This window comes from Lysobacter niastensis (genome assembly GCF_031457115.1).
GTDB classification, from domain to species: domain Bacteria; phylum Pseudomonadota; class Gammaproteobacteria; order Xanthomonadales; family Xanthomonadaceae; genus Lysobacter_J; species Lysobacter_J niastensis_A.
Map to the genome: position 1 here is coordinate 1,632,183 of NZ_JAVDVY010000001.1, position 25,221 is coordinate 1,657,403.

Sequence of the window (25,221 nt, forward strand, 5' to 3'; positions counted from 1 at the left end):
GCACAAGCGTCACCCTGAGAGCGCCCGGGAAACCGGGCGCTCTTTTTTTGGCTATCCTGCGGTGGGGTAGGGGCGAATGACGATGGGCGCGATGCACGGTCAAGCATGTTGAGTCTGGCAGTCGTCGCTGTCGCGGGCATCGCATGGCTCGCGCTGATGTTCGGCACGGCGCTTTACGCCGAACGCCAGCCCGCCGCACTGGCGCGACATTGGCGCCACATCTACGCGCTGTCGCTGGCGGTGCACTGCACGTCGTGGACGTTCTACGGCACCGTGACCCAGGCTGCGCGCTACGGCTGGCCACTGCCGCCGACCTTCCTCGGCGCGATCGTGCTGTACGTGCTGGCGTACGGCTTCATGATGCAACTGGTGCGGCTGTCGCGCGAAAGCAATGCGACCTCCCTGGCGGACCTGATCGCCACGCGGCTGGGCAAGGACGCATGGCTGGCCGCCACCGTGACGCTGGTCGCCGCACTCGGGCTGATCCCGTACATCGCGCTGCAGCTGAAGGCCGTGGCGATGAGTTTCGCGATGCTGACCACGCGCTCGCTGGACGAAGCAGCCTCACCATGGTGGCGCGACAGCGCGCTGTACGTGGCGATGGCGATGGCGCTGTTCGCGATGCTGTTCGGCACGCGCCGCGCCCGCGCCGCCGAACACAACCGCGGGCTGGTGCTGGCGATGGCGTTCGAGTCGCTGTTCAAGCTGGCCGCGATGCTGGCACTGGGCGCCTTCGTCTGGTTCGGCCTGGACGCCTTGCCCGAGCCGGCAGCAGCGGCACCGCCGCGCTCGTCGGGCGGATTCGCGCCGCTGGTGCTGCTGGGCGCGCTGGCGATGTTCATGCTGCCGCACCAGTTCCATGTCGGCGTGGTCGAGTGCCGCGACGAGAAGCATGTGCGCACCGCGCGCTGGCAGTTCCCGCTGTACCTGGTGTTGATCGCGCTGCCGTTGCTGTCGCTGGCCAAGGCCGGCGACGCGCTGCTGGGGGCCAGCGGCGTGCCGTCCGATCTGTACGTGCTGGCGCTGCCGCTGTCGCAGGGGCAGCACGCGCTGGCGCTGTTTGCGTTCCTCGGCGGGCTGAGCGCGGCCACCGGCATGGTCGTGGTCAGCACGCTGACGCTGAGCCTGATGATCGGCAACCACTGGTTCGCGCCGGGCCTGTTGCGCGGCGCGTGGTCGCGCGACGACGGCAGCGACCTGCGCGGTCGCGTGCTGCTGCTGCGTCGCGCCGGCATCGTCGCGATCATGCTGCTGGCCTGGGCTTACAGCCGTCTGGTGGTCGGCAACGACGCACTGGCCGACGTCGGCGCGGTGTCGTTCTCGGCGCTGGCGACGCTGGCACCGGCGCTGGCGTTCGCGGTGTGGCGGCCGCAGACGCCGCCGCGCGCGGCGGTGGCGGGCATCCTCGCCGGTTTCGCAGTGTGGGCGTGGATCCTTCTGGTGCCGATGCTGGCGGCGGCGCGCGGCATCACGCCGCCGTGGCTGCAGGAGGGGCCGCTGGGATGGTCGTGGCTGGCGCCGGAAGGCATGTTCGGCCTGACCGGCTGGAGTCGTCTGGGCCGTGCGGTCGGCGCGAGCCTGTTCGTGGGCACGCTGGTCACGGTATTGGTCGCGATCTGGCGACGGCCCGTGCCCAATCGCAGCGATCGCGGCCTGGACGCGCGCACGCTACGCGCCGCCGGCCTGCGCTTCCTGCCTCGCGAACGCGTGACCGAAGTGTTGCGCGATGCACCGGCGAGCGGGGCGGTGACGCCGGTGACCGAGGCCGCCCTTGAGCGCGAACTGGCCGCCGTGCTGGGATCGGCCTCCGCGCGCGTGCTGCTCGACGCCGCGCGTCGCGACACCGGTCGCGACCTGGACACCATCGCCTCGATCGTGGGCGAGGCCACCGCCGATTTCCGCTTCAACCAGCGCGTGCTCGAAGCCGCGTTGCAGAACATGAGCCAGGGCATCAGCGTGGTCGATGCGCAGTTGCGGCTGGTGGCCTGGAACCGGCGCTATGCAGAGCTGTTCGGATTCCCACAGGAGATGCTGCAGGTCGGGCGACCGATCGCCGACCTGGCGCGCTGGGCGCTGCAGCGCCTGCCGCCGCTGGCGTATGGCGACCTCGAGCGTGGCCTGGAGCGACGACTTGCCTACATGCGCGCCGGCACCGCGCATCTGTCCGAGCGCGTGCTGCCCGACGGCACCATCATCGAAATCCGGGGCAATCCGATGCCGGGCGGCGGATTCGTCGCCACCTTCACCGACGTCACCGCGTTCCGTCGCGCCGAGGCGGGCCTGATCCAGGCCAACGAAACGCTGGAGCACCGCGTCGTCGAACGCACGGCGGCACTGGAGATCGCCAAGCGCGAGGCCGAGCGCGCCAACGAGGCCAAGAGCCGCTTCCTGGCGGCGATCGGACATGACCTGATGCAGCCGTTGCACGCCGCGCAGTTGTTCACCGATGCGTTGTCGCAGCAGATTGAAAGCGACCAGGCCGTGGCGGGTCCGCAGCGCGAGACCGTGGTGCAGATCGCCGGCGCATTGGATTCGACCAGCGATCTTCTGACCGGCCTGCTCGACATGTCGCGACTGGAGGCCGGCGGCCTGGTACCGCAGCCGCGTGATTTTCCGCTGGCCGAAGTGCTGGAGCCGCTGGCGTCGGAGTTCGGTGCGATCGCCTCCGCACGTGGCCTGGATTTCCGCTTCGTGCCCAGCAGCGCCTGGACGCACAGCGATCCACAACTGTTGCGCCGCGTGCTGCAGAATTTCCTTGCCAATGCCGTGCGCTATACCGGCCACGGTGGGCTGTTGCTGGGTGTTCGCCAGCAGGGCGATTGCGTGCGGATCGAGGTGCTGGACACGGGCCCGGGTATTGCGCCGGACCAGCAGCAAGCGATCTTCGAGGAATTCCGCCGTGGCGAGGACGCTCCGGGGCAGGGACTGGGGCTCGGTCTGTCGATCGCCGACCGCATTGCTCAGTTGCTGGACGCGCCGCTGACGCTGCGCAGCCGCCTGGGCCACGGCACGACCTTCGCCGTGTGCTTGCCGAAAGTCGTGCGGCAGGCCGTGGCGCTGTCGACGCCCTCCGCCAAGCCTGGCTTGGCCGGACGGCGCGTGCTGCTGGTCGACAACGACCAGGTGGCGCTCGCATCGCTGGCGTCGTTGTTGCGCGGCTGGGGCTGCGAAGTCGCCATGGCGCACGCTGGCACGCAGGCGGAAGCGGCGATGCAGGCCGCAACAGCCGAGTTGTGGCTGTTCGATTACCACCTGGACGACGGCGATACCGGCGTGGCCCTGGCGCAGCGCCTGCGCGAGCGTTTCGGTGCGCAGCCGACGCTGATCCTCAGCGCCGACGGCGGCGAGGCGGTGCGTCGCGACGTGCTCGAAGCGGGGTTATCGCTGCTGGGCAAACCGGCCAAGCCGTTGGCGTTGAAGTCGGTGCTGGATCGGCTGCTCGCTGCGCGGGAATTGCAGCCTGCTTGAGGGCAGGGGGCGCCGGGAATTCCTGCGGGTGCGTCAGCCCATCAACCCGCAAGCTGCCGCGCCGGATCCACCAGTTCCAATTCGCGCAGGACCACGCTGGCCTGCGTGCGGTTGCGCACGCCCAGGCGATCGAAGATCGCCGACAGATGCGCCTTGACCGTGCGCTCCTGCACTTCCAGGCGGTCGGCGATCTGCTTGTTGAGCAGGCCTTTGGCGACCAGCGTCAGCACGCGGAACTGCTGCGGCGACAGACTCGCCAGGCGTGCGGCCAGGTCGGCATCGCCGCTGGCGCTGTGCGTGCGCGCCACCGCGGCGCGCAACGATGACGGCAGCCATTGCTCGCACGCCAGGACCGCGCGGATGGCATCGCGCAGTTCGTCCAGCCCGGAGCTCTTGGGCAGATAACCAGCCGCGCCGTGGTCCAGCGCGCGCCGCACCACGCGCGGGTCGTCGTTGGCCGAGACCACCACCACGGCCACACCCGGATATTGCGCGCGGATCGCAGCCAGTCCGGCCAGCCCGTGGTTGCCGGGCATGTGCAGGTCGAGCAGGACCAGATCGATTCCGGGGTCGGCCTCCAGCGCCGCCAGCACGCCTTCGAGCGTGTCGGTCTCGCTGACGCGCGTGTCGGCCACCGCGTCGGCCGCGGCCTGTCGCAGCGCAGCGCGGAACAGCGGATGGTCGTCGGCGATGAGCAGGGTGGGCATTGGCGCTAGCCTAGCAAGCGCATCGTGGCAGGTGGGGGTCCGCGCACTCGTACCAAAGTACGATGAGACCACGGCCCGCCCTTGCTAGGCTGCGGCCATGATCCATCATCCGTTTCGCATCGCCGCCTCCACGGCGGTCCTCGCCCTCGCGGCCTGTGCCTCGCACACCGCCAAGGAGTCCACCGTGATGTTCAAGGACGTGCGCGTCACCGAGCATCGCGGCAACGACGACCTGCTCACCGCCGGATTGGGCATCGCCGGCCTTCGCGCCATGACGCCCCCGGCGCTGGCCGATGCCGAGCATCCGACGCCCACTGAGCTTCGCCGCCGCGCGCTGTGGAGCAACTGGCGCGGCATTGCCGACCTGGCGCCGGGCGGTGGCTATGGCGAGCTTTACGGAAGCACCGCGGCAGTGCCCGGCCGCGAATTCGGTGCGATGGCGACCGTGCCCGGTGCGGGCCAGCCGCATCGCGTGTTGGCGCAGGTGCCCGATGCGTTCGATACCGGCAAGCGTTGCGTCGTGGTGACGGCTTCGTCCGGTTCGCGCGGTATCTACGGCGCGATCGCCGTGGCGGGCGCGTGGGGCCTGCCGAAGGGGTGTGCCGTGGCCTACACCGACAAGGGCGCGGGCACCGACTACTTCGACCTCGATGCCGGGCAGGGCGTAACGGCCGACGGTACCGTGGCCGCTGCCGACGCGGCCACGCTGGCGTTTGCTCCCGACGTGGCGGTGGGGGAGGCCGGCGTGCGCGGCGTGGCGTTCAAGCACGCGCACTCGCGCGACAATCCCGAAGCCGACTGGGGACGTCATGTAAAGCAGGCCGCGCAATTCGCCCTGCAATCGCTCGACGCTGCATTCCCGCAGGCGGCGCCGTTCACCTTCGACAACACACGGGTGATCGCAGTCGGCATCTCCAACGGCGGGGGTGCGGTGCTGCGCGCGGCCGAGCTCGATGGGGACTGGCTGGACGCGGTGGTCGCCGCCGAGCCGAATATCTACGTCGAAAGCGAGGGCGGCCGAGCCCTGTACGACTACACCACGCAGGCCGCGCTGCTGATGCCGTGCGCGCTGCTGCACATGCAGGGCTTGCCGCAGCCGCCTTTGAGCGCCCAGGTGGCACCGCTGTGGGCGCAGCGCTGCGTCGTGCTGAAGGAGGCAGGCCTGATCGAGGGCAGCGATGCCGCCACGCAGGCGAAGTCGGCCCACGACCTGATGAAGGCCAGCGGATGGAGCGACGAAGCGCTGCGTGCCGGCGCCCTGTCGGTCGGATTCGATCTGTGGCGCGCGGTGGCGGTGCCGTATGCCTCGGCCTACGGCCGGTACATGTTCGGTGAATCCCCGTGCGGCAATCGTTATGCCGCGCTCGATACCAATTTGAGCCCCCGCGTCGCGACCAACGCGGAACGCGCGGCGTGGTGGTCCGATGCCAGCGGTATTCCGCCGGGCGCTGGCGTCAACATCGTCGAGGAACATCCCACCTCGCCGCTGCAGACGCTGCGCTGCCTGCGCGACCTGTGGCAGGGCGGCAGCGCCGACGCGCAGCGCGTGCGCAAGGGCATCGCCGAAACCCGTGCCGGGCTGCCACGCAGCGGGCTGCCGATAGTGGTGATCCACGGTGCTGACGACGGCCTGATACCGATGGCCTTCAGCAGCGCGCCGTACGTCAAGCAGGCGAAGGCGGGCGGACGCGACGTGCGTTACTGGCAGGTGCGCAACGCCCAGCATTTCGACGCATTCCTCGGACTTCCCGATTACGGCGCGCGCTATCTGCCGTTGCTACCGTATGTGTACGAGGCGCTGGATCGGGTCGATGCGCATCTGGACGGATCCGGAGCGTTGCCGGTCGATGCGGTGATCTCGACCACGCCGCGTGGGGCAGGGGCGTTGCAAGCGGGGAATCTGGCGATGCCGGGGCGTTGAGGGTTCGGCGCTGCGGGCTGCCCTCACCCAACTCCTCTCAACTCTGGACACCCTTCGGGCACAGCAGGCGGGAGAGGTCTAAATTCTCGCAGCCGGGTGGAATCGCTCTCCTGCTGCCGGAACCTTCCCTTCTCCCACTCGCGGGGGAAGGCCTGTCCTGAGCCTGTCGAAGGAGGGGCCGAAGGGCGGATGAGGGCGGTTTCCGAAGCGAGATGCCGCCCGCAGATCACCACAACCCTCTTGCCGGTTTAACACCACGTTTGGCAGGCTGTCGCATTCGACGGGCCCGGAGCGCCGCATGTCACGCCACTTCTCGATGCTGCGCGGCTTCCACCTCGCCGACTGGTTCACCCTGGGCAACGCCTTCTGCGGCACCGGCGCGATCTTCGCGGCGATGCGCTTCCTGCAGGACGGAGTGGTGCGCGACCTGCTGATTGGCATGGCGCTGATCCCGTTGGCCTTCATCTTCGACGCGCTCGACGGTCGTGTGGCGCGCTGGCGCAAATCCGCCTCCACGCTCGGTCGTGAACTGGACTCGCTGGCCGACGTGATCTCCTTCGGCGTCGCTCCGGCATCGCTGGCCTACGCCTGTGGCCTACAGGGCGGTTGGGACTGGGCGGTGCTGAGCTACTTCGTCGGTTGCGGCGTCAGCCGCCTGGCGCGCTACAACGTGACTGCCGAGCAGCTCTCCGGCGGAGACGACAAGGTGAAGTATTTCGAAGGCACGCCGATTCCGACCAGCCTGGTGCTGGTGGTGGTGCTGGCCATCGCGGCGTGGCAGGGCGCGATCGGCGACCAGCTGTGGTTCGGCATGGTCAAGCTCGGCCCCTGGCAGTTCCATCCGCTGGTGCTGATGTTCGCGCTGTCGGGCTCGCTGATGATCAGCAAGACGCTGCACGTTCCCAAGCCCTGATCGGGCCACCCGCGGCCGTCGCGGCGCCGCAACACCAGGTTGCTACCATGGCGCCACCAAGTGGAGGCAGCGATGGCGAATCAGGGAATGGACGATTTCGAGGCCTGGACCCGGCGTTACTGGAACGCCTGGGGCGAGGCGCTGCGCGCGGCGCCGATGGCGACGCCAAGCCCGTCCACCGGCGTCCCCGGGTGGAACGAGGCGATGAAGTGGTGGTCGCAATTGGCCCAGGGCGGGGCACAAGGCGTGCCGGGCCTGGGCAACGAGGCGGTGTCGCGGTTCACGGCCCAGGCGCAGGGCTGGTTCGGCCAGATGCAGAAACTGGCGGCGCAGTTCGCCGGCCAGAACGCCAGCGCCGCCGACATCGCGTCGGCCTGGAAACAGGCGCTCGGTGGCGCCGCCGCCAATCCGTTCGCCGACATGCTGGGCACGATGCCCGGAAGCGCACAGACCGATCCGTCGCAATGGTTCGAGCAACTCGCTCCCTGGCTGCAGCAGTGGCTGCAGCAGGGTCAGCAACGGGGGCGCTCCTTACTGGGACTGCCGGCGTTCGGCTTCGCCCGTGAGCACCAGGAACGCTGGCAGCAACTGGCGCAGGCGCAGCTCGACATGCAGCAGCAGAGTCAGGCCTACCAGAAGCTGATGGCCGAAGCCGCACAGGATGCATTCGTCCGCTTCGAGCGCAAGCTGTCCGAGCGCAGCGAGCCGGGGCGTCAACTCGAATCGGTGCGGGCGCTGTTCGACCTGTGGATCGATGCCGCCGAGGAGGCGTATGCGGATATCGCGTTGTCGCCGCGTTTCCGCGATGCCTACGCGGCACTGGTGAACGCGCAGATGACGCTGCGTGCGCGTGTGCAGAAGGAGGTCGAGCAGGCCAGCGCGCAGTTGGGCGTGCCCACCCGCACCGAGATCGACTCCGCGCACCGCAAGATCGTCCAGCTCGAACGCGAACTGCGGCGCCTGCGCGACGCCATGCAGGCCAACGCCGCGCGCAAGGAAAGCGCATCGGCGTCCCGACCGGAGCCACGGGCGGAACGGCCGCAGCCGACGCGCCCCTCGAACAGGGCCTCCGCGCGCCCCGCATCGAAGACCACGGCGAAACCTGCAACCCCGGCTGCGCGCAAGACCGCCAAGCCCACGAAGGAGAAACGCTGAGTGGACGGGTTCAATCCGCAAGGCCCGCTGGCCTTCACTGTCGAATCGCTGGCGCAGGAATCCATGCGCTTCCAGGCCAAGCTGCGCGCCGGCCTGGACACATTGCGCCAGGTCGAGGACGTCGATTACGGCGCGACCACGCGCGAGGAAGTGTGGCGCGACGGCAAAACCGTGATGTACCGCTTCCGCGGTGACCGTGCCGCGACCGCGCGCGTGCCGTTGCTGATCGTCTATGCGCTGGTCAACCGGCCGTACATGGTCGACCTGCAGGCGGACAAGTCGATCGTGCGCGGACTGCTGGAGCGCGGCGAGGACGTCTACATCCTCGACTGGGGCTATCCCGACCGCTCCGACCGCTATCTCGAACTGGAGGACTACATCCAGCGTTACATCGGCGGGGCGGTTGACCACCTGCGGCACGAATACCGGCTCGACGCGGTCAACGTGCTCGGCATCTGCCAGGGCGGCGCGTTCTCGTTGTGCTACAGCGCGCTGAACCCGGACAAGGTCCACAACCTGATCACGATGGTCACGCCGGTGGATTTCCACACCGGCGACAACATGCTGGCCAACTGGACGCGAGGCCTGGACGTCGACCTGTTCGTCGACACGCTCGGCAACGTGCCGGCCGACGTGATGAACTGGTGCTACCTGACGCTGAAACCGTGGCGGCTGTTCGTGCAGAAGTACGTCGGGCTGGTCGACCTGCTCGACGATCGCAAGGCGCTGGAGGATTTCCTGCGCATGGAGAAGTGGATATTCGATTCTCCCGACCAGGTCGGCGAGGCGTTCCGCCAGTTCGTCAAACAGTTCTACCAGGGCAACGGTTTCGTCAAGGGCGGCATCGATATCGGCGGGCGTGCGGTCGACCTGCGCAATATCGACATGCCGGTGCTGAACATCTATGCCGAGCAGGACCATCTGGTGCCACCGGATGCTTCGCGCGCTCTGGCCGACCTGGTCGGCACCGACGACTACAGCGAGCTGTCGTTCAAGGGCGGGCACATCGGCATCTACGTGTCCAGCCGCGCCCAGCGGGAAGTGCCGGGTGCGATCCATGACTGGCTGACGCAACGCGCGCGATAAAGCACGTTTCGATAGTTGTCGTGACTCTGGCCGGCCCTGAATTCTGCCGGTCGCTGAGCCTATCCGCCCCTGAACCGTCATCCTCGCCTTGGCGGGGATGACAATCGACAGTCGCCTCACGACCAGGCACTCGCGCACGGAAGCCTTCGGCACGAAGTGTCAGAATTCCTCATCCCCCAGCGGAATTCCCCGTGCCCAAGTTCTTCCTGGCGTTCTGCCTCGCCTTGCTCACCGCCTGCGCTTCCGCGCCGGCGGCAACCGCCGATACGAGTTCCCCGCAGGCCAGCGACTCCGCGCAGTTCGAGCCCGAGATTGCCGCCTTCGAGCAGGCCGACAGTGTCGTGCGGCGCAGGCCGGGAAGCGTGGTGTTCGTCGGCAGTTCGTCGATCCGGCTGTGGGATTCGATGACGGACGATTTTCCCGGTACGGCCGTGATCAACCGTGGCTTCGGCGGCTCACGCCTGCGCGATGCCACGTACTTCGCCGACCGCATCGTCTTGCCGTACCAGCCGCGCGCGGTCGTGTTGTATGCCGGCGACAACGATCTGGCCGAGGGGCGGACGCCGCAGCAGGTCAGGGACGATTTCGCCGCGTTCGTCGCCAAGGTGCGCGCGTCGCTGCCGCAGGTGCGCATCGCCTTCGTGTCGATCAAGCCCAGCCCCGCGCGCCAGGCACTGCTGCCGAAAGCACGCGAGACCAATAACCTCGTGCGTGCATGGGCAGGCCGGCAGAAAGGCGTGGATTACCTGGACGTGTTTACGCCGATGCTGGCCAAGGGCCAGCCTCGCGGCGAGTTGTTCGTGGAGGACCGCCTGCACATGAACCGCAGCGGTTACGCGATCTGGGCGGGTGTGGTCGGACCCTGGCTGGCTGCGCTGTAATCCGGCCATGAACCGCCTCCTTTGTCTCGCCGCCAACGTCGTTCTGGCCGCGGCCGCCGTGCCGGCCCTGGCCGCGCCGCCTGCCCAGGCCCAGCGCGAGATCGATCGCCTGATCACGGCCCTGGGCCAGTCCGGCTGCCAGTTCCAGCGCAATGGCAGCTGGTACGACGCCAGCGCTGCCCAAGCGCACCTGCGCAAGAAATACGACTGGCTGGTCAAGCGCGACATGGTCGCCAGTGCCGAGCAGTTCATCGAGCGCGCTGGCAGCCAGAGCAGCATCAGCGGCAAGCCCTATCAGGTGCGTTGTGCGGGCCGGCCGGCGGTCACGTCGGCGTCGTGGCTGAACGCCCGGCTCGCGGAGATCCGACGCGCGCCGACACCTTGACGCCGCCCTGTCGCCGCCCTGTGGCATGACCGGTGTCACAGCGCGCCCCGACCCGCGACGGTCTAGACTGAAACTGTCCGCCATCAAGGATCGATCCGCATGAATGCACCGCGTCCCTTCACCCGTTCGCGACACGACCGCATGATCGCCGGCGTCATGGGCGGGATCGCCCAACGCTACGGCTGGAACTCGACGCTTGTGCGGGTGCTCTTCGTCATCGTCTCGATCGTATCGGCGGCCTTTCCGGGCATCCTCGTCTACCTGATCCTGTGGTTGTTGATGCCGGAAGGCGACTGAAGCGCTCGCAAGCACGCAAGACCCACGCCATGCGTCCGTTCCTGATGCGATTGCTGATCGTGCTCGGTGGCCTGTGGACGCTGCCCAACACGGCCATCGGCCTGTTGCTGGGCGCGATAGGCCTGCCGTTCGGCGCGCACGCGCACTGGCGCCGCCGCGATCTTGCGCTCGTGTTCCATCGCTGGCCCTGGGGGCCGGGTGGAGCGATCACGTTCGGCAATGTGATCCTGCACACCGGCGACAACCTGGATTCGCCGTGCGTGACCTATGCGCACCGTGCCGGCCATGGCGACGAACCGGCGATCATGCTCGCCGACCACGAGCGTGCCCACGTCTACCAGTACCTGGTGCTCGGCCCGTTGTTCCTGCCGCTGTACCTCGTGTTCGGCGGTATCAGCGTGCGCAACCGCTTCGAACGCGCGGCCGACCGCTATGCCCGCACCGGTCGCGGCTGGTGGCCATTCAGCGAATCTTGACCGTGCTCTAACGCGTGTTGCGATAGCTTACGACCGTCGGAGAAGGTATAGACGCCAACGTCTTTTACGCTCCGATACGGAAGGCTCAGCCGCTAGAGAGGTGTCATACCTCGCGAAGACTGAGCCTTCTCTATGTCCGGGCCCCGGGGGATCGGACGACTGACTCGGAAGGCGGTGCCAGTCGCAGCGTGGCGGCGGTTTCGCCCAATGGCACTGCATCCGGGCCGAAGCGCCGCTCGACGAAGGTGATCTCGCCCTCGTCGATCATGACCACGCTGCTGCAACGCGTTCCGTAACGGGCGCTGCGTACGAACGGCGGCGACAACGCGCGCTCCATGTCCAGTCCGACGCCGGTGTCAGGCAATTCGGCATCCGGTGCGGGCGTGGTGTCGGCGAGGGCTTCGAACAGCGGCGCTACATCGGCCGGCGCAATATCGCTCGCCGTGTCTTTCCCGGATCTTCGCAGCCACGCATCCAGCGATTGCATCGCCCGCCCGCTCTTGGGCCAGGCGGCGTCGAACGCGCCGTTGGACATCGCGTGCAGGCCCGACGCGACCGAATGCGTCGTGTAATGGGGATGGTTGCCCGCGAATCGCAGCGACTGCCCATCCCATACCAGCAGGTTGAAGCGGCCGTACTCCATGGCGGTGTTCGCCAGCATCGAGAGGAACTGCTCGCCGTCGACGTCGCCATGCACGAAGTCGTGGACCAGCGCGCCACGGGAGCGGGGCATGGGCTCGGCCGACAATCCGGCGCGGACGTTGGTCACCGCCGCCAGCCGGCCACGCGTGGATGCCAGCAGCCAACTGCCTCCCAACTGCAGATCGCGGCCGCCATAGACGTCGGCGCGTTGGGGGTCCGGTCCGGCCGGGCTGGCCGGGCGGGCGTGGAGCTCGTCGCGGTTGGCGATCAGGGCCAGCCGGTAGCGAGGATGCGACTGCCAGGCGATGGCGATCAGGCACATGAGCAGGGTCCCCGGAGTTCCGGCTGCCGTACGTCGGGAATCTCCATGCTCCTGCTCCTGCGCCGGTCGACGGGAGGCCGGCCACCTGACCACAGTATGGCGTAGGGAAAGTCTTACCTCCGTCAGCGTCCTTCGCCGACAGAGTCGCCTACTGAATCCCGGCAATCTGTCGCGTATCACATTTGCGGATGCGCCGCGTTGCCCAGCACGGACGCGCACCCCGGATCACGGAGACGTTGCATGTACCGCGTTGAAGTCTCGCATCAGGACGGACGCCAGCTGGTTCCGCCCATTGAGGAAGCCGACGGCGACTTCGGCAGCGCCGAAGCCGCGCTCGCGCAGGTGCTGCCGCGGGCCAAGCAATGGGCCGAGAGCCGACGCAAGATGGTGTGGCTGCGCATCTACGACAAGGACTCGCGGGTAGTGTTCGGCACGCTGTTGCCCTGAGGTCCGCAAGCCTTCCTTTTCCCGCGTATGCCGGGAACTCTTCCATTTTCCGGAAGACTGACTGCCGGTCGACCTATCTTCGCGAACACAGGTTGCGCGCGTACATTCTCCCGCGTGTTCCAAAGCGAGGGCGTGTTGCGCCCAAGCAACCAGGAGATGGGTCATGCATGCCGGTCCCTCATCGCGACTGCTCGATCTGCTCGGCATCCAGGTGCCGATCATCCAGGCACCCATGGCGGGCGTGTCCTCGCCCGCGATGGCGGCGGCGGTGAGCAACAGCGGCGGCCTGGGATCGCTTGGCGTAGGGGCAATGAGCGCAACCCAGGCGCGTGACGCCGTCCGGCAATTTGGGAGCCTGAGCGACGGGCCTCTCAACGTGAACCTGTTCGTGCATGCACCGGCGAATGCCGACGAACGAAAACAAGCCGCATGGCTGCAGCGCCTGCGCCCCGAGTTCGACCGTTGGGGCTCCCGGACGCCAGACACACTGCAAGAGATCTACAGATCGTTTCTGGTCGACGACGAGATGCTCACCATGCTCGTTGCCGAAAGGCCGCGGGTTGTCAGCTTCCATTTTGGCCTGCCTCGCCGCGAGCAGGTCGAAGCGCTGCGCGCTGCAGGCATCGTGCTGCTGGCGACCGCAACCAACCTGGCCGAAGCCAGGATGATCGAGGACGCAGGTCTCGACGCGATCGTCGCTCAAGGCTATGAGGCGGGCGGGCATCGAGGCATGTTCGATCCCGACGCCGAAGACAGCTGTCTTGGGACGTTGGCGTTGACCCGGATTCTGGTGAAGAGTGTGGGCCTTCCGATCATTGCCGCCGGCGGGATCATGGACGGCGCCGGCATCGCCGCTGCATTGGCGCTGGGAGCCGGTGCCGCCCAACTGGGAACGGCGTTCGTTGCCACCGACGAGTCGCTGGCCGATGCGGGATATCGGGAACGGCTCGCCGGCATTGCCGTCCATCACACCGTCATGACCCGCGTGATCTCCGGCCGTCCGGCGCGCGGACTGGCCAATGATTTCACGCGCTGGGGGATGGCCGTCCCCGATGATGCCGTTCCCGATTATCCGATTGCCTACGATGCCGGCAAGGCATTGAACGCCGCCGCCAGGAGCGCAGGACAAACCGGCTACGGCGCGCAGTGGGCCGGGCAGGGGGCGCCGCTGGTCCGTGCGCTGTCCACCCAGGCATTGATGCGCGCACTGACAGATGAGCTGGCCCGGGCGCGGTCCGACGCCAACTAGCCAAGCTGACCAAACGAGTGGCGCCTTTGCAGCCAGCATTGGCCCATCGTTGCATTAGCATGCATATCGAGCCGTCGTTGACGTTGAGGCCAGATCGACCCGCGACCGGGTCCGCTTCCCCAAGCATGGGTGCTGCTTATGGATCGCATCGAGGCCATGAAGGTGTTCATCGCGGCGCTGGACGAAGGCAGCCTCGCGGGCGCCAGCCGCAAGACCGGTCGCTCCGCCGCGGCGGTGAGCAGGGCCGTCGCCTTTCTCGAAGCCCACGTCGGCGTGCCGCTGCTGCACCGGACCACGCGGTCCATCAAGTTGAGCGAGGCGGGCGAGCGTTATGCCATCGCCTGCAGGAAGGTGCTCCTGGACCTGGAGGAAGCGGACCGACAGGCCGCAGGTGAACGATCGGTGCCTCGCGGCACCCTGACGATCACTTCGACCGTGTTTGCCGGCGTGGAACTGTTGCGCCCGATCGTCGACGCCTTCATGGACGAATATCCGACCGTCAACGTGCGAATGCATCTGCTGGAACGACCGGTCAACCTGATCGACGAAGGCATGGATCTCGCGCTTCGCCTGGCGCACCTGGCGGACTCGACGCTGGTGGCGCATCGCATTGGAGAGGTGAGGCGGATGCTCGTGGCGGCGCCGCGCTACCTGGCGACACATCCCCGCATCGAGGAGATCTCCGACCTGGCCAAGCACCAGATCATCACGACGGCGCACATGGGGCTGGATTCGTGGAGTTTTCCGCCACTGAGCGGCTCCAACATCCCTCGATCGGTATCCTTCACGCCGCGGCTGGTGGTCAACAACGTGCGTGCGGCGATCGCTTCGGCGGTCGAAGGACATGGCATCGCCCGCATGTTCTCCTATCACGTCGCACCCGAAATCGAGCAGGACGCGCTTCGCATCATCCTGGCCGACGAGGAGCCCGAGCCGATCCCGGTCCACCTGGTGTCGCCGTTCGGGCGACTTTCGGTGCCGAAGGTGCGCGCCTTCGTCGACTTCGCCACGCCGCGCCTGCGTGCGAGCTTCGCAAGGCTGACCGCGTAAGCGTCGCAGGCACTGCACCGCGGCGCGGAAGAATGTCTGCCGGATGACGTGGATTCCGCAACCGGCGTTGCGGTCCTAGATTGAGGCTGTCGGAGTCGCCAATTGGCGTGACACCGACTCCCCCTCAGTCTTCGAGTCAAACAAATGAACAGTTCAAACAAGGTTGCCATCGTCACCGGCGCATCGCAGGGCATTGGCGCCGGCCTGGTCCAGGCCTTCCGCGACCGCGGTTATCGCGTCGTTGCCAACTCGCGCTCGATCAAGCCTTCGAACGATCCCGACATCCTCACGGTTCCGGGCGACATCGCCGACCGTGCCGTGGCCGATCGCATCGTCAGCGAAGGCCTGGCGAAGTTCGGGCGCATCGACACACTGGTCAACAACGCGGGCATCTTCCTCGCCAAGCCGTTCACCCAGTACACCGCGCAGGACTATGCCGACAACCTTTCGGTCAATGTCGCGGGTTTCTTCAACATCACCCAGGCCGCCCTGGTGGAGATGGAGAAGCAGGGAAGCGGCCATGTCGTCAGCATCACGACGAGCCTGGTCGATCATGCGATCGATGGGGTTCCGTCGGTGCTCGCATCGCTCACCAAAGGCGGGCTCAACGCTGCCACCAAGTCTCTGGCCATCGAGTACGCCAAGCGCGGCATCCGCGTGAACGCCGTGTCGCCGGGCGTCATCAAGACCCCGATGCACGCGCCCGAAACGCACGACTGGCTGGCGGCGCTGCACCCGGTGGCCCGCCTGGGCGAGATCAGCGACATCGCCCAGGCCGTCATCTACCTGGAATCGGCTGGCTTCGTGACCGGCGAGATTCTTCACGTCGATGGCGGCCAGAGCGCCGGGCATTGACGCACACCGAAACATCACTTCCGTTCACCGAGGAGATCGGCCATGCCCATCGTTACCATCCAGATCACCCGCGAAGGATCCGCGCCTGGCCGTGATACGGCCACGGAAGAAGAAAAGGCCGCACTGATCAAGGGCGCGAGCGAGCTGCTGTTGAATGTGCTCAACAAGCCGCTGGAATCGACCTTTGTCGTGATCGAGGAAGTCCCGTTGGAGAACTGGGGCTGGGGTGGACTGCCCGTTCCCGAGTTCCGACGACGGAAGGCTGGCAAGTGAAGTAACGACCAAAGCGCCGGCCAGACCTCACCAGCCCATGCCTTGCGATCGGGAGATCGCAGGGTGTGGGCTTTTTGTTGTTGGACTGGCGAACACAACGAAGGGGCGCATCGCAATGCGCCCCCGCGGGGAACCGGGGGGCGCATTGGGAGCTGCGCCACTGCAACGGATCCGAGCGAGGCGCGCATGAACCCTTCTGCTGTTCCAGCGAGCCCGTCGCCTCGTGGCCGTTCAGGGCGGCACCAAGCTTTCGCACGTGGCCCGGGATGCAGGAACCCACCGCGACGGGCAGGTTTGTATCCGAGTGTATCCGCCTCAGCGGCAGCCAACTTTCCAGACAAATCCATGGGTTGCGCGACACCTGCGCGATACCTCGCGGCCTCGAAATGGCGCCATCGAAAAACAGCGCCCGGCAGCCCCGAGGAGATCGAAATGTTCAACAACAAAACCCGGACCCAACCCCTGATGTCTCGCGTCGATGGCGTGGGCCAGTGGCTCGCCCCGCTCGGACTGCGCGTCCTGCTCGCCTGGGAGTTCTTCGAAGCCGGTCGCGAGAAGCTGCAGGGCGAGAACTGGTTCGCCGACCTGGGCGACAAATTCCCGCTGCCGTTCTCCCTGCTCGGTCCCAACGTGAACTGGACGCTGGCCACCTGGATGGAACTCGCCGGCGGCCTGGCGTTGCTACTGGGCCTGGGTACCCGTTACGTCGCCGCGACCTTGTGGGTACTTACCGTCGTGGCGATCTATGCCGTGCACTGGCCGTCCGAGTGGTCGAGCCTGGCCGAGTTGTGGCAGGGCTACGCCATCACCAACGACGGCTTCGGCAACTACAAGCTGCCGCTGATCTACCTGGTGATGTTGCTGCCGCTGATGCTGGGTGGCGGTGGCCGCTTCAGCCTCGACCACCTGATCCGCATTCGCCGCAATTCGACCGTCGCCAGCACCGCAGACAACACGGCCTGGGGCCTGGTGCTTCTCGCCATCGGCGTGACCGTGTCGCTGCTGCTGCCGTGGGCCGGCGGTGCGCTGGCGATCGCCGGCATCGCCCTGATGACCTGGCCGCGTCGCACGACCCAGGTTGGCCTGCCCGCCGCGGCCTGAGCGCGCTCTTTACCTGTCCCTACAGCCGTCCTTTTCGAATCGCGCCGCAGCCGTGGCGTCCCCCGCGCGGCGATGCCGTGCGACATCCTGGAGTTATACCCATGTCCCGTAACACCCCCAACAACACCCGTCGTACCGCCGGCATGCTCGGCGTCGCCCTGGCCGGTCTCGTCCTCAGCGGTTCGGCGTTCGCCGTGCAGCCGCTCGCCCAGGGCTACATGGTGGCCGCGAGCCACGCCGCCGGCGAAGGCAAGTGCGGTGAAGGCAAGTGCGGTGCCACCGAAGGCAAGGCGGCAAAGGCCGCCAGTGCGAAGACCGCCGAAGGCAAGTGCGGCGAAGGCAAGTGCGGTGACGCTTCGTTTGCCAAGACCGACACCAGCGACGACGGCCTCGTCTCGCGCGCCGAGTTCCTGGCCGTGGCGCCGACGCGTGGCGCCGACTTCCCGAAGCTCGATGTCGACAGCGACGGCTTCATCTCAGAGAAGGAGGCCTACGACTTCCTGAAGGCCACGTACGCGGCCAATGGCAAGCCGATGCCCGCCGGCCTGTTCGCCAAGATCAAGTAAGACACCTGTCAACGCGCCGGCCGCTTCGTCCACTGAGCACCGCGCCAATTCCGCACGGCTTCGTCGTGCTCCATGGAGAAAAGCAATGTCCCATAACAACACCCCCAACAACACCCGTCGTACCGCCGGCATGCTCGGCGTCGCCCTGGCCGGTCTCGTCCTCAGCGGTTCCGCATTTGCCGTGCAGCCGCTCGCCCAGGGCTACATGGTGGCCGCCAGCCACGCCGCCGGCGAAGGCAAGTGCGGTGAAGGCAAGTGCGGTGAAGGCAAGTGCGGTGCCACCGAAGGCAAGGCGGCGAAGGCCGCAGCTTCGAAGACCGCCGAAGGCAAGTGCGGAGAAGGTCAGTGCGGCGACGCGCGCTTCGCCGCGGCCGACACCGATGACGACGCACGCGTCTCGCGCGCCGAGTTCCTCGCCATCGTGCCGAAGGGCGACGCCGTATTCGCGAAGAAGGACGTGAACCGCGATGGCTACATCTCCGAGAAGGAGTCGTACGACAGCGTCAAGGCGGCCTACAACGAGAACGGCAAGGAACTGCCGAGCGGCCTGTTCCACGACGTCAAGGAGTAAGCGCTCGCCGCTTGCCTGCTGCGCCCCCCGGTTCGCCGTGGGGGCGCCTCTTCCGAGGACCAAATCATGCGCACCATCGATACCCCCACTTCCGCTGGCCTGGGCCTGCGTCGCGGCCTGCTTCCGTCGCTGCTGGCGATGGACGACGGCGCGGTCGACTTCCTGGAAGTCGCGCCGGACAACTGGATCGGGGTCGGTGGAAAGTTCGGCGAACAGCTCGCGCAGTTGTCCGCGCGCTTCCCGATCAGCGCCCACGGCCTGTCGCTGTCGCTGGGTGGCACCGAGCCGCTGGACATGGACCTGCTCAAGCGAACCCGCGAGTTCAACGAGCGCTTCGATGTGGTGCTGTACAGCGAACACCTGAGCTACACGTCCGACGACGGGCAGCTGTACGACCTGATGCCCATCCCCTTTACCGACGAGGCGATCCGCCACGTGGCCGCACGCATCCGCCAGGTGCAGGACGTGCTGGGTCGGCGCATCGCAGTGGAGAACGTGTCCTACTACGCCGCGCCGTACCAGGCGCTGGCCGAGATCGATTTCATCAACGCCGTCCTGGCCGAGGCCGATACCGACCTGCTGCTGGACGTCAACAACCTGTACGTCAATTCCATCAATCACGGTTACGACGCCGAAGCGTTCCTGGCACGCCTGCCGGTCGATCGCATTGCCTCGTACCACATCGCCGGACATTACGACGAGGACATCGACCTCAAGGTCGACACCCACGGTGCGCCGGTGAAGTCCGACGTCTGGACGCTGCTGGCCAGCGCCTACCGCCGTTTTGGCGTGCGCCCGACGCTGCTGGAACGCGACTTCAATTTCCCCCCGCTGCACGAGTTGCTGGCCGAGACCGGGCACATCCGCATGATGCAGATGGCCTATGCCGATCGCGCGCGGTTGCTGGAGCAGACCCGTGCTGCCTGACACTTTGCGGGAGCAGCAGTTCACGTTGGCCCGGCACCTGCGCGATCCGGTCGGCCAACCGCCGCCGCCCGGCATCGAGGAGCGGCGCATCCGCGTGTACCGGGAGCTGTTCTTCAACAACATCGAAGGCTTGCTGGCCAACGGCTTTCCCGTGATCCACGAAATCCTGGGCAAGACGAAGTGGAGGACGCTGGTGCGGGCGTTCTATGCCGATCACCGCAGCCAGACACCGCTGTTCGCCGAAATCGCCGGCGAGTTCGTCGCGTTCCTCGATGGTCGCGCCGACGAAGCCGGCATGCCGCCCTGGCTGCCCGAACTCGCCCACTACGAGTGGGTGGAGCAGGCCTTGTTCGTCAGCGATGCGCAGCCTCCCGAGCATGATCCGGAAGGCGACCTGCTCGATGGCGTGCCGCTGCTGTCGCCGCTCGCGCTTCCGCTGGCTTATCTCTGGCCGGTGGCGGAGTTGGGTCCGTCGTTCGTGCCAGACGCGCCGCCGTCCGAACCGACGACGTTGCTCGTGCATCGCGATGCCGAGCACCAGGTGCGCTTCGCCCGCATCGCGCCGATGGCGTACCGGTTGCTGGTTTCGCTGCAGACCAACGCCTGGACCGGTCGCGAGCACCTGGCCGCGCTGGCGGCGGAAACCGGCAGCGATATCGCCGAGTTCGAATCAAGCGGCTTGCTGCTGTTACAGCAACTGCGCAGCCAGGGCGTCGTCCTGGGCACCCTGATGTCACGGGAGCATGGCAATGAGCGCTAACGGCCGGACCATCAGCGGATGGAAGCTGTTCTGGCTGATCGGTGCGCTGGTACTGGCCATGTCGGCGCTGATCCTGTTGCTTGGCCCCGATCCCGTCGAAGGCCTGCGCTCGGTGATCCGTGCCACCGCGCGCACGTCATTCACGCTGTTCCTGGCGGCGTTCGTCGCCTCGTCTCTGGCCACGCTGGTGCCAAACGCGTTCACACGTGGACTGGTGCGCGAACGCCGCTACGTTGGCCTGTCGTTCGCGTTCTCGCACCTGGTGCATTTCGCGGCCATTGTCGGCTATGGCGCGCTGAACCCGCAGTTCTGGCCCGGGCGCAGTGCCCTGACCAACACGCCCGGCACGATCGGCTACGTCTTCATCCTGCTGCTGGCGGCGACCTCGTTCCGGTACTTCTCGCAGCGCATGACCGCAGCGGCGTGGAAGCGACTGCACACCATCGGCATTTGGGTGATCGCCGTCATTTTCGGCTACTCGTTTTTCAAGCGCATTCCCACGATGAGCGCGCTGTACGCCATTCCGTTCTCGATCCTCTGCGCCGCCGTCGCCGTCCGCCTGGTCGGCAAGTGGGCGCAGGCCACCAGGCGCAGGCAAGCGCAAACCCGTAGTTCCACCCGCAACACCCTCAACCCCCACGTACTGGAGTCACTGTAAATGGCAAGTTCCCTCGAAACCGTCGTGTACACCGCGCATACCCACGTCACCGGCGGCCGCACTGGCACAGGCAAGTCCAGCGATGGCGCGCTCGACGTCACGCTGAGCTCGCCGGGCTCGGGCAAGCCGGGCACCAATCCGGAGCAGTTGTTCGGCATCGGCTACTCGGCCTGCTTCATCGGCGCACTCAACAAGGCGGCCCTGGAGCGCAAGATCCGACTTCCGGATGACGCCTCGGTCGATGCCGATGTTGCGCTCGGCAAGACGGCCACTGGCGAATACCAGTTGGCGGTAACGTTGAACGTCAACCTGCCGGGCCTGGACGAAGGTCTCAAGCGCGAGTTGGTCGAAACGGCCCACCAGACCTGTCCGTACTCGCGCATGACGCGCGGGAACGTGGAAGTGGAACTGGCGGTAGTCTGAACCCGTCCGCTATACGAACTACTCTCCGTAGGAGTCTGGTCATGTGGAAGTCGATCATCGCCGCGCTATGCCTGTGCATCGCCGGCTGCTCGCCGGGCGCGAACGCCGGGCAGGCGTCTGCACCGGCGCCCGCGCCGGAGTTCACAGGCATCGAGCGCTGGTTCAACAGCCCGCCGCTGACCATGGCCGGCCTGAAGGGCAAAGTGGTGCTGGTCGAGTTCTGGACCTACGAGTGCATCAACTGCATCCACGTGATGCCCCACGTGAAGCAGTGGCACCAGCGCTACCACGACCAGGGACTGGTCGTGGTGGGCGTGCATACCCCGGAATACGACGAGGAGCGTATTGCGGCCAATGTGAAGGCGGCCATCGGGCGCTTCGGCATCCAGTACCCGGTGGCGCAGGACAACGGCTATCGCACCTGGGATGCGTACGGCAACCGATTCTGGCCGGCGATGTACCTGGTCGATCGCGACGGCAAGATTGTCTACCGTCATTACGGTGAGGGCGACTACGACGTCACTGAAGCCCGGATCCGGGAACTGTTGTCGTCTCGCTGATCCGTGTGCGCCCTGGCTGTTTCGGCGAGAGGCATAATCGTCCGGCGGAAGCACTCCGCCGGTTCCTCCATCTACCGAAGGATCGCATGGAACACGTAGATCACATCCTGATCGTCGACGACGACCGCGAGATCCGGCAGATGGTCGCCGACTACCTGCAGAAGAACGGCCTGCGCGCCACCGCCGTCGCCGATGGCCGGGAAATGCGCGCATTGCTCGACACACATCCCGTGGACCTGATCGTGCTTGACCTGATGATGCCGGGCGAGGATGGCCTGACGCTTGCCCGCAATCTGCGCGCAGGCAAGCACCGCTCCATTCCGGTGGTGATGCTGACCGCACGCGACGACCAGACCGACCGCATCATCGGGTTGGAGATGGGCGCCGACGACTACGTGACCAAGCCCTTTGCGGCGCGCGAACTGCTGGCGCGCATCAAGGCGGTGATCCGCCGCACGCGCATGCTGCCGCCCAACCTGCAGGTCACCGAGGCCAGTCGCGTGCTGGCCTTCGGACGCTGGCGATTGGACACCACCACGCGCCACCTGCTCGACCCCGATGACACGGTAGTTGCCCTCAGCGGTGCCGAGTACCGGTTGCTGCGCGTGTTCCTCGACCACCCCAACCGCGTGCTCAATCGCGACCAGCTGCTCAACCTCACCCAGGGACGCGATGCCGAGCATTTCGAGCGATCCATCGACCTGCTGGTGAGCCGCCTGCGGCAGCGCCTGCAGGACGACGCCCGCGAGCAGAGCTACATCAAGACCGTACGCAGCGAGGGCTATGTGTTCAGCATGCCTGTCACGCTGGTAGGCGAGGGCGAATGACTACGATGCGCACCCGAGGCGGTTCGCGCTGGCTGCCCAGGACAATCGCCTCGCGCCTGTACCTGATCCTGTTCACTGGTCTGCTGGTCGCGCACGGTCTGTCGTTCGGGCTGCTGTTCTACGAGCGCTACGAATCGGCGACCTCCATGTTGATGAGCAACCTGGAGCAGGACGTGGTGGTGGCGGTGAACCTGCTCGACCAGCTGCCTCCCGCGGAACGCTCGCGTTGGCTGCCGATGCTCAAGCGACGTACCTTTCATTACATGCTCGGCCCCGGCGAGGAAGGCGGACCGGTGGCCGGCGACACTTCGCGCGACATGGTCGACATGATCGCCACGACACTGGGTTCGCGGTATCCGATCACGGCCAATGCCGTGTCGGCCGAGCCGGAGCGGTTCCAGGTGCACCTGAAGCTGAGCGACGGCAGCCCGATGGTCATCGAGGTGCAGCCATCGCTGATGCCGCTGGCGAAATGGCTGCCGTACGTGCTGGTGGCTCAGGTAATTCTGCTGTTGCTCTGCACCTGGGCGGCGGTGCGCCTGGCGACGCGCCCGCTGCAGCGTCTGGCCAGCGCCGCGGAAGCGTTGAGTCCTTCCGGCGACGGGGAGCGCTTGCGCGAAGGTGGCCCCACCGAAGTCGCCAATGCGGTGGCGGCTTTCAACGCGATGCAGGACCGCATCGCCGAATACATGAAGGAGCGCCTGCAGATCCTCGCGGCGATCTCGCACGACCTGCAGACGCCGATCACACGCATGAAGCTGCGTGCCGAGACGATGGACGAGTCACCGGAGCGCGACAAGATGATCGACGACCTTGGGCAGATGCAGCACCTAGTGCGCGAGGGAATCGCCTACGCGCGCAGTGCGCACGGTGCGTCGGAACCCGCGGTCCGGATCGACCCCAACGCGTTCCTCGAAAGCCTGGTCTACGACTACCTGGACATCGGCAAGCAGGTGGCGTTCAACGGCCGCATCGACGGCTCATTGGCCACGCGGCCGCATGCGCTTCGCCGCGTGGTCGCCAACCTGATCGACAACGCCATCAAGTACGCCGGTGCGGCCGAACTGGAATTGCGCGCCGACAACGCGGGAGGCGTACTGATCAGCGTGCGCGATCGCGGCCCGGGCATCCCCGAAACCGAGCTTGGCAATGTGATGGAGCCGTTTTACCGACTGGAGGCCTCGCGCAACCGCGACACCGGCGGCACCGGCCTGGGACTGGCCATCGCGCAACAACTGGCCGACTCCATCGGTGGCACGTTGACGCTGCGCAATCGCGAAGGCGGCGGACTGGAAGCCATCGTGCACATCCGCGCCGGCGGCGTTGACACCACGTCGTCTTGAGGCCTCGCGTTCGCCATGACGCCCGTATCACGGCGGGATGACGATCATCCCGGGTCCGTGGTCTCTCGGCCATGCCTCGCCATCGATGATCGACGGTGCCACAACAGGGTCAAAATCGGGCAGGTGCGAACATGGAAGTCGCGGACTTCTACGAGCGGTATCCCTATCCCCGTCCGATCGAGAGTCTCGAGACGTATCGGCAGCTTTGGCAGGACGAGCAAAGGCGCCGCGCGGAGTACCACCTGTTCTGGCCTGCCAGGCCGTTCCGGGAAGATCAATCGATCCTGGTGGCCGGTTGCGGGACATCACAAGCCGCAAAACACGCCATGCGCTGGCCGCGGGCTCGTGTCGTCGGCATCGACTTCAGCGCGACCAGCGTGCGCTGTACCGAGCAGCTCAAGCAAAAATACGAACTGCAAAACCTCGAAGTCCACCAATGCCCCATTGAGCGTGTGGGCGAGCTGGGTCAAAGCTTCGATCAGATCATCTGCACAGGAGTGCTCCATCACCTGCCGGACCCGGATGCCGGCCTCGCGGCGCTGAGTCGCGTCCTCAATCCTGACGGTGCAATGCAGATCATGGTGTACGCGCCTTACGGGCGCGCCGGCATCTACATGCTGCAGGAGTTCTGCAGGAAACTAGACATCCGGGCCACTGATGACGAGATCCGCAACCTGATCGTCGCGCTGATGGCGCTGCCGCGGGGGCATCCACTGGAAAGCCTGCTGCGCCTGGCGCCGGACTTCCGCGAGGAGGCCGCACTCGCCGATGCGCTCCTGCACCCGCAGGACCGGGCTTATTCGGTGCCGCAGTTGTTCGATTTCATCAGCCGCGCCGGACTGACATTCGGTCGATGGGTGAGGCAAGCCCCGTACTCGCCTCATTGCGGTGCCGTCGCGCGGATTCCGCAGGCTGCGCGGTTTGAGCGGTTGTCCCAGGTCGAGCAGTTCGCCGCCGTCGAATTGTTCAGGGGCACGATGATCCGCCACAGCGTCATCGTGTATCGCAACGACAACCCGCGCAGTCCGCATCCGGTCAGCTTTGACGGTGATGCCTGGCCTGGTTACGTGCCCATTCGAGTGCCAGATACGATCTGCGTTCGGGACAATCCGCCCGCTGGCGCTGTGGCGGTTTTGATCAACCGGACCCACACGTACACCGACATCGTCCTGCCGATCGACGCGGAGGAAGCGCGTCTTGTTGATGCCGTCGACGGGCGCAGCACCATCGAAGAGATCGTCGGTGAACAGGGAATTCATCAAGCTGCGCGCTCATTTTTTCAGCGGCTATGGTGGTACGACCAGGTCATGTTGGATGCGTCGCAGTGTGCGGTTGCCGGGTAGTGGCATGGAACATGC

General features: G+C 66.6%; 27 protein-coding genes. 25 read left to right on the forward strand and 2 right to left on the reverse strand.

The features are described 5' to 3' along the window. Positions 1–105: 105 nt before the first annotated feature. Positions 106–3,468, forward strand: coding sequence for a hybrid sensor histidine kinase/response regulator (locus J2X06_RS07430; RefSeq protein ID WP_310060295.1), 3,363 nt, complete (start codon positions 106–108; stop codon positions 3,466–3,468). Between the two features lie 41 nt (positions 3,469–3,509). Here J2X06_RS07430 and J2X06_RS07435 read toward each other — a convergent pair whose 3' ends face one another. Further along, on the reverse strand, positions 3,510–4,175 hold the full coding sequence (locus J2X06_RS07435) for a response regulator transcription factor (RefSeq protein WP_310060296.1): 666 nt from the start codon (positions 4,173–4,175) through the stop codon (positions 3,510–3,512). A 97-nt stretch (positions 4,176–4,272) separates the two neighbouring features. Between J2X06_RS07435 and J2X06_RS07440 the strand changes: the two genes are divergently transcribed. From J2X06_RS07440 to J2X06_RS07475, 8 genes are all read left to right on the forward strand, one after another. Beyond that, complete coding sequence (locus tag J2X06_RS07440; protein ID WP_310060298.1) at positions 4,273–6,096, forward strand: 3-hydroxybutyrate oligomer hydrolase family protein; 1,824 nt, start codon at positions 4,273–4,275, stop codon at positions 6,094–6,096. Positions 6,097–6,394: 298 nt separating this feature from the next. Further along, positions 6,395–7,009 (forward strand): CDP-alcohol phosphatidyltransferase family protein, encoded by a 615-nt coding sequence (locus J2X06_RS07445; protein ID WP_310060301.1) that lies wholly within the window; start codon positions 6,395–6,397, stop codon positions 7,007–7,009. Between the two features lie 72 nt (positions 7,010–7,081). Beyond that, complete coding sequence (gene phaE, locus J2X06_RS07450; RefSeq protein ID WP_310060304.1) at positions 7,082–8,164, forward strand: class III poly(R)-hydroxyalkanoic acid synthase subunit PhaE; 1,083 nt, start codon at positions 7,082–7,084, stop codon at positions 8,162–8,164. After that, positions 8,165–9,250 (forward strand): class III poly(R)-hydroxyalkanoic acid synthase subunit PhaC, encoded by a 1,086-nt coding sequence (locus J2X06_RS07455; protein ID WP_310060306.1) that lies wholly within the window; start codon positions 8,165–8,167, stop codon positions 9,248–9,250. It begins immediately after the preceding gene. Between the two features lie 191 nt (positions 9,251–9,441). Next, positions 9,442–10,131, forward strand: coding sequence for an SGNH/GDSL hydrolase family protein (locus J2X06_RS07460; RefSeq protein WP_310060309.1), 690 nt, complete (start codon positions 9,442–9,444; stop codon positions 10,129–10,131). A gap of 7 nt (positions 10,132–10,138) precedes the next feature. Next, a complete protein-coding gene (locus tag J2X06_RS07465; protein WP_310060314.1) occupies positions 10,139–10,516 on the forward strand; it encodes a DUF5329 domain-containing protein in 378 nt (125 codons plus the stop codon). Between the two features lie 99 nt (positions 10,517–10,615). Then, positions 10,616–10,813 carry a PspC domain-containing protein gene (locus J2X06_RS07470; RefSeq protein WP_310060316.1) on the forward strand — a complete coding sequence of 66 codons (198 nt, stop codon included), beginning with the start codon at positions 10,616–10,618 and terminating at the stop codon, positions 10,811–10,813. A 29-nt stretch (positions 10,814–10,842) separates the two neighbouring features. Then, complete coding sequence (locus J2X06_RS07475) at positions 10,843–11,289, forward strand: hypothetical protein (protein WP_310060319.1); 447 nt, start codon at positions 10,843–10,845, stop codon at positions 11,287–11,289. 130 nt (positions 11,290–11,419) lie between these two features. On the opposite strand, the gene J2X06_RS07480 is transcribed toward J2X06_RS07475, so the two are convergent. Then, on the reverse strand, positions 11,420–12,253 hold the full coding sequence (locus J2X06_RS07480) for an NRDE family protein (protein ID WP_310060322.1): 834 nt from the start codon (positions 12,251–12,253) through the stop codon (positions 11,420–11,422). Between the two features lie 240 nt (positions 12,254–12,493). Between J2X06_RS07480 and J2X06_RS07485 the strand changes: the two genes are divergently transcribed. The 16 genes from J2X06_RS07485 (at position 12,494) to J2X06_RS07560 (ending at position 25,206) form a co-directional block, all read left to right on the forward strand. Beyond that, positions 12,494–12,700 (forward strand): hypothetical protein, encoded by a 207-nt coding sequence (locus J2X06_RS07485; protein ID WP_310060325.1) that lies wholly within the window; start codon positions 12,494–12,496, stop codon positions 12,698–12,700. 163 nt (positions 12,701–12,863) lie between these two features. Then, a complete protein-coding gene (locus tag J2X06_RS07490; protein ID WP_310060329.1) occupies positions 12,864–13,949 on the forward strand; it encodes an NAD(P)H-dependent flavin oxidoreductase in 1,086 nt (361 codons plus the stop codon). Between the two features lie 138 nt (positions 13,950–14,087). Continuing rightward, positions 14,088–14,999 (forward strand): LysR substrate-binding domain-containing protein, encoded by a 912-nt coding sequence (locus J2X06_RS07495; protein ID WP_310060332.1) that lies wholly within the window; start codon positions 14,088–14,090, stop codon positions 14,997–14,999. Positions 15,000–15,143: 144 nt separating this feature from the next. After that, on the forward strand, positions 15,144–15,854 hold the full coding sequence (locus tag J2X06_RS07500) for an SDR family NAD(P)-dependent oxidoreductase (RefSeq protein ID WP_310060335.1): 711 nt from the start codon (positions 15,144–15,146) through the stop codon (positions 15,852–15,854). A 42-nt stretch (positions 15,855–15,896) separates the two neighbouring features. After that, a complete protein-coding gene (locus tag J2X06_RS07505; protein ID WP_310060338.1) occupies positions 15,897–16,127 on the forward strand; it encodes a tautomerase family protein in 231 nt (76 codons plus the stop codon). A 432-nt stretch (positions 16,128–16,559) separates the two neighbouring features. Continuing rightward, on the forward strand, positions 16,560–17,228 hold the full coding sequence (locus tag J2X06_RS07510; RefSeq protein ID WP_310060341.1) for an HvfX family Cu-binding RiPP maturation protein: 669 nt from the start codon (positions 16,560–16,562) through the stop codon (positions 17,226–17,228). A gap of 101 nt (positions 17,229–17,329) precedes the next feature. Continuing rightward, positions 17,330–17,794, forward strand: a complete 465-nt coding sequence (locus J2X06_RS07515) for an HvfA family oxazolone/thioamide-modified RiPP metallophore (RefSeq protein ID WP_310060345.1) — start codon at positions 17,330–17,332, stop codon at positions 17,792–17,794. A gap of 85 nt (positions 17,795–17,879) precedes the next feature. Then, positions 17,880–18,365, forward strand: coding sequence for an HvfA family oxazolone/thioamide-modified RiPP metallophore (locus J2X06_RS07520; RefSeq protein ID WP_310060347.1), 486 nt, complete (start codon positions 17,880–17,882; stop codon positions 18,363–18,365). A gap of 66 nt (positions 18,366–18,431) precedes the next feature. Next, the gene (locus J2X06_RS07525) at positions 18,432–19,292 is read left to right on the forward strand and encodes an HvfB family MNIO-type RiPP peptide maturase (RefSeq protein WP_310060349.1); all 861 of its coding nucleotides are present in this window, start codon (positions 18,432–18,434) and stop codon (positions 19,290–19,292) included. Continuing rightward, positions 19,282–20,052, forward strand: coding sequence for an HvfC family RiPP maturation protein (locus tag J2X06_RS07530; protein ID WP_310060353.1), 771 nt, complete (start codon positions 19,282–19,284; stop codon positions 20,050–20,052). The genes J2X06_RS07525 and J2X06_RS07530 overlap by 11 nt, the downstream gene beginning before the upstream one ends. Continuing rightward, complete coding sequence (locus J2X06_RS07535) at positions 20,042–20,710, forward strand: ferric reductase-like transmembrane domain-containing protein (RefSeq protein ID WP_310060356.1); 669 nt, start codon at positions 20,042–20,044, stop codon at positions 20,708–20,710. The genes J2X06_RS07530 and J2X06_RS07535 overlap by 11 nt, the downstream gene beginning before the upstream one ends. Then, on the forward strand, positions 20,711–21,133 hold the full coding sequence (locus J2X06_RS07540) for an organic hydroperoxide resistance protein (RefSeq protein WP_310060360.1): 423 nt from the start codon (positions 20,711–20,713) through the stop codon (positions 21,131–21,133). A gap of 41 nt (positions 21,134–21,174) precedes the next feature. Then, entirely contained in the window at positions 21,175–21,693 is a 519-nt protein-coding gene (locus J2X06_RS07545; RefSeq protein WP_310060363.1) for a thioredoxin family protein, read from the forward strand. A gap of 86 nt (positions 21,694–21,779) precedes the next feature. Beyond that, entirely contained in the window at positions 21,780–22,520 is a 741-nt protein-coding gene (locus tag J2X06_RS07550) for a response regulator (protein ID WP_310060368.1), read from the forward strand. Then, the gene (locus J2X06_RS07555; RefSeq protein ID WP_310060370.1) at positions 22,517–23,863 is read left to right on the forward strand and encodes a sensor histidine kinase; all 1,347 of its coding nucleotides are present in this window, start codon (positions 22,517–22,519) and stop codon (positions 23,861–23,863) included. The genes J2X06_RS07550 and J2X06_RS07555 overlap by 4 nt, the downstream gene beginning before the upstream one ends. A 131-nt stretch (positions 23,864–23,994) precedes the next feature. Continuing rightward, on the forward strand, positions 23,995–25,206 hold the full coding sequence (locus J2X06_RS07560) for a class I SAM-dependent methyltransferase (protein ID WP_310060373.1): 1,212 nt from the start codon (positions 23,995–23,997) through the stop codon (positions 25,204–25,206). Positions 25,207–25,221 lie beyond the last annotated feature (15 nt).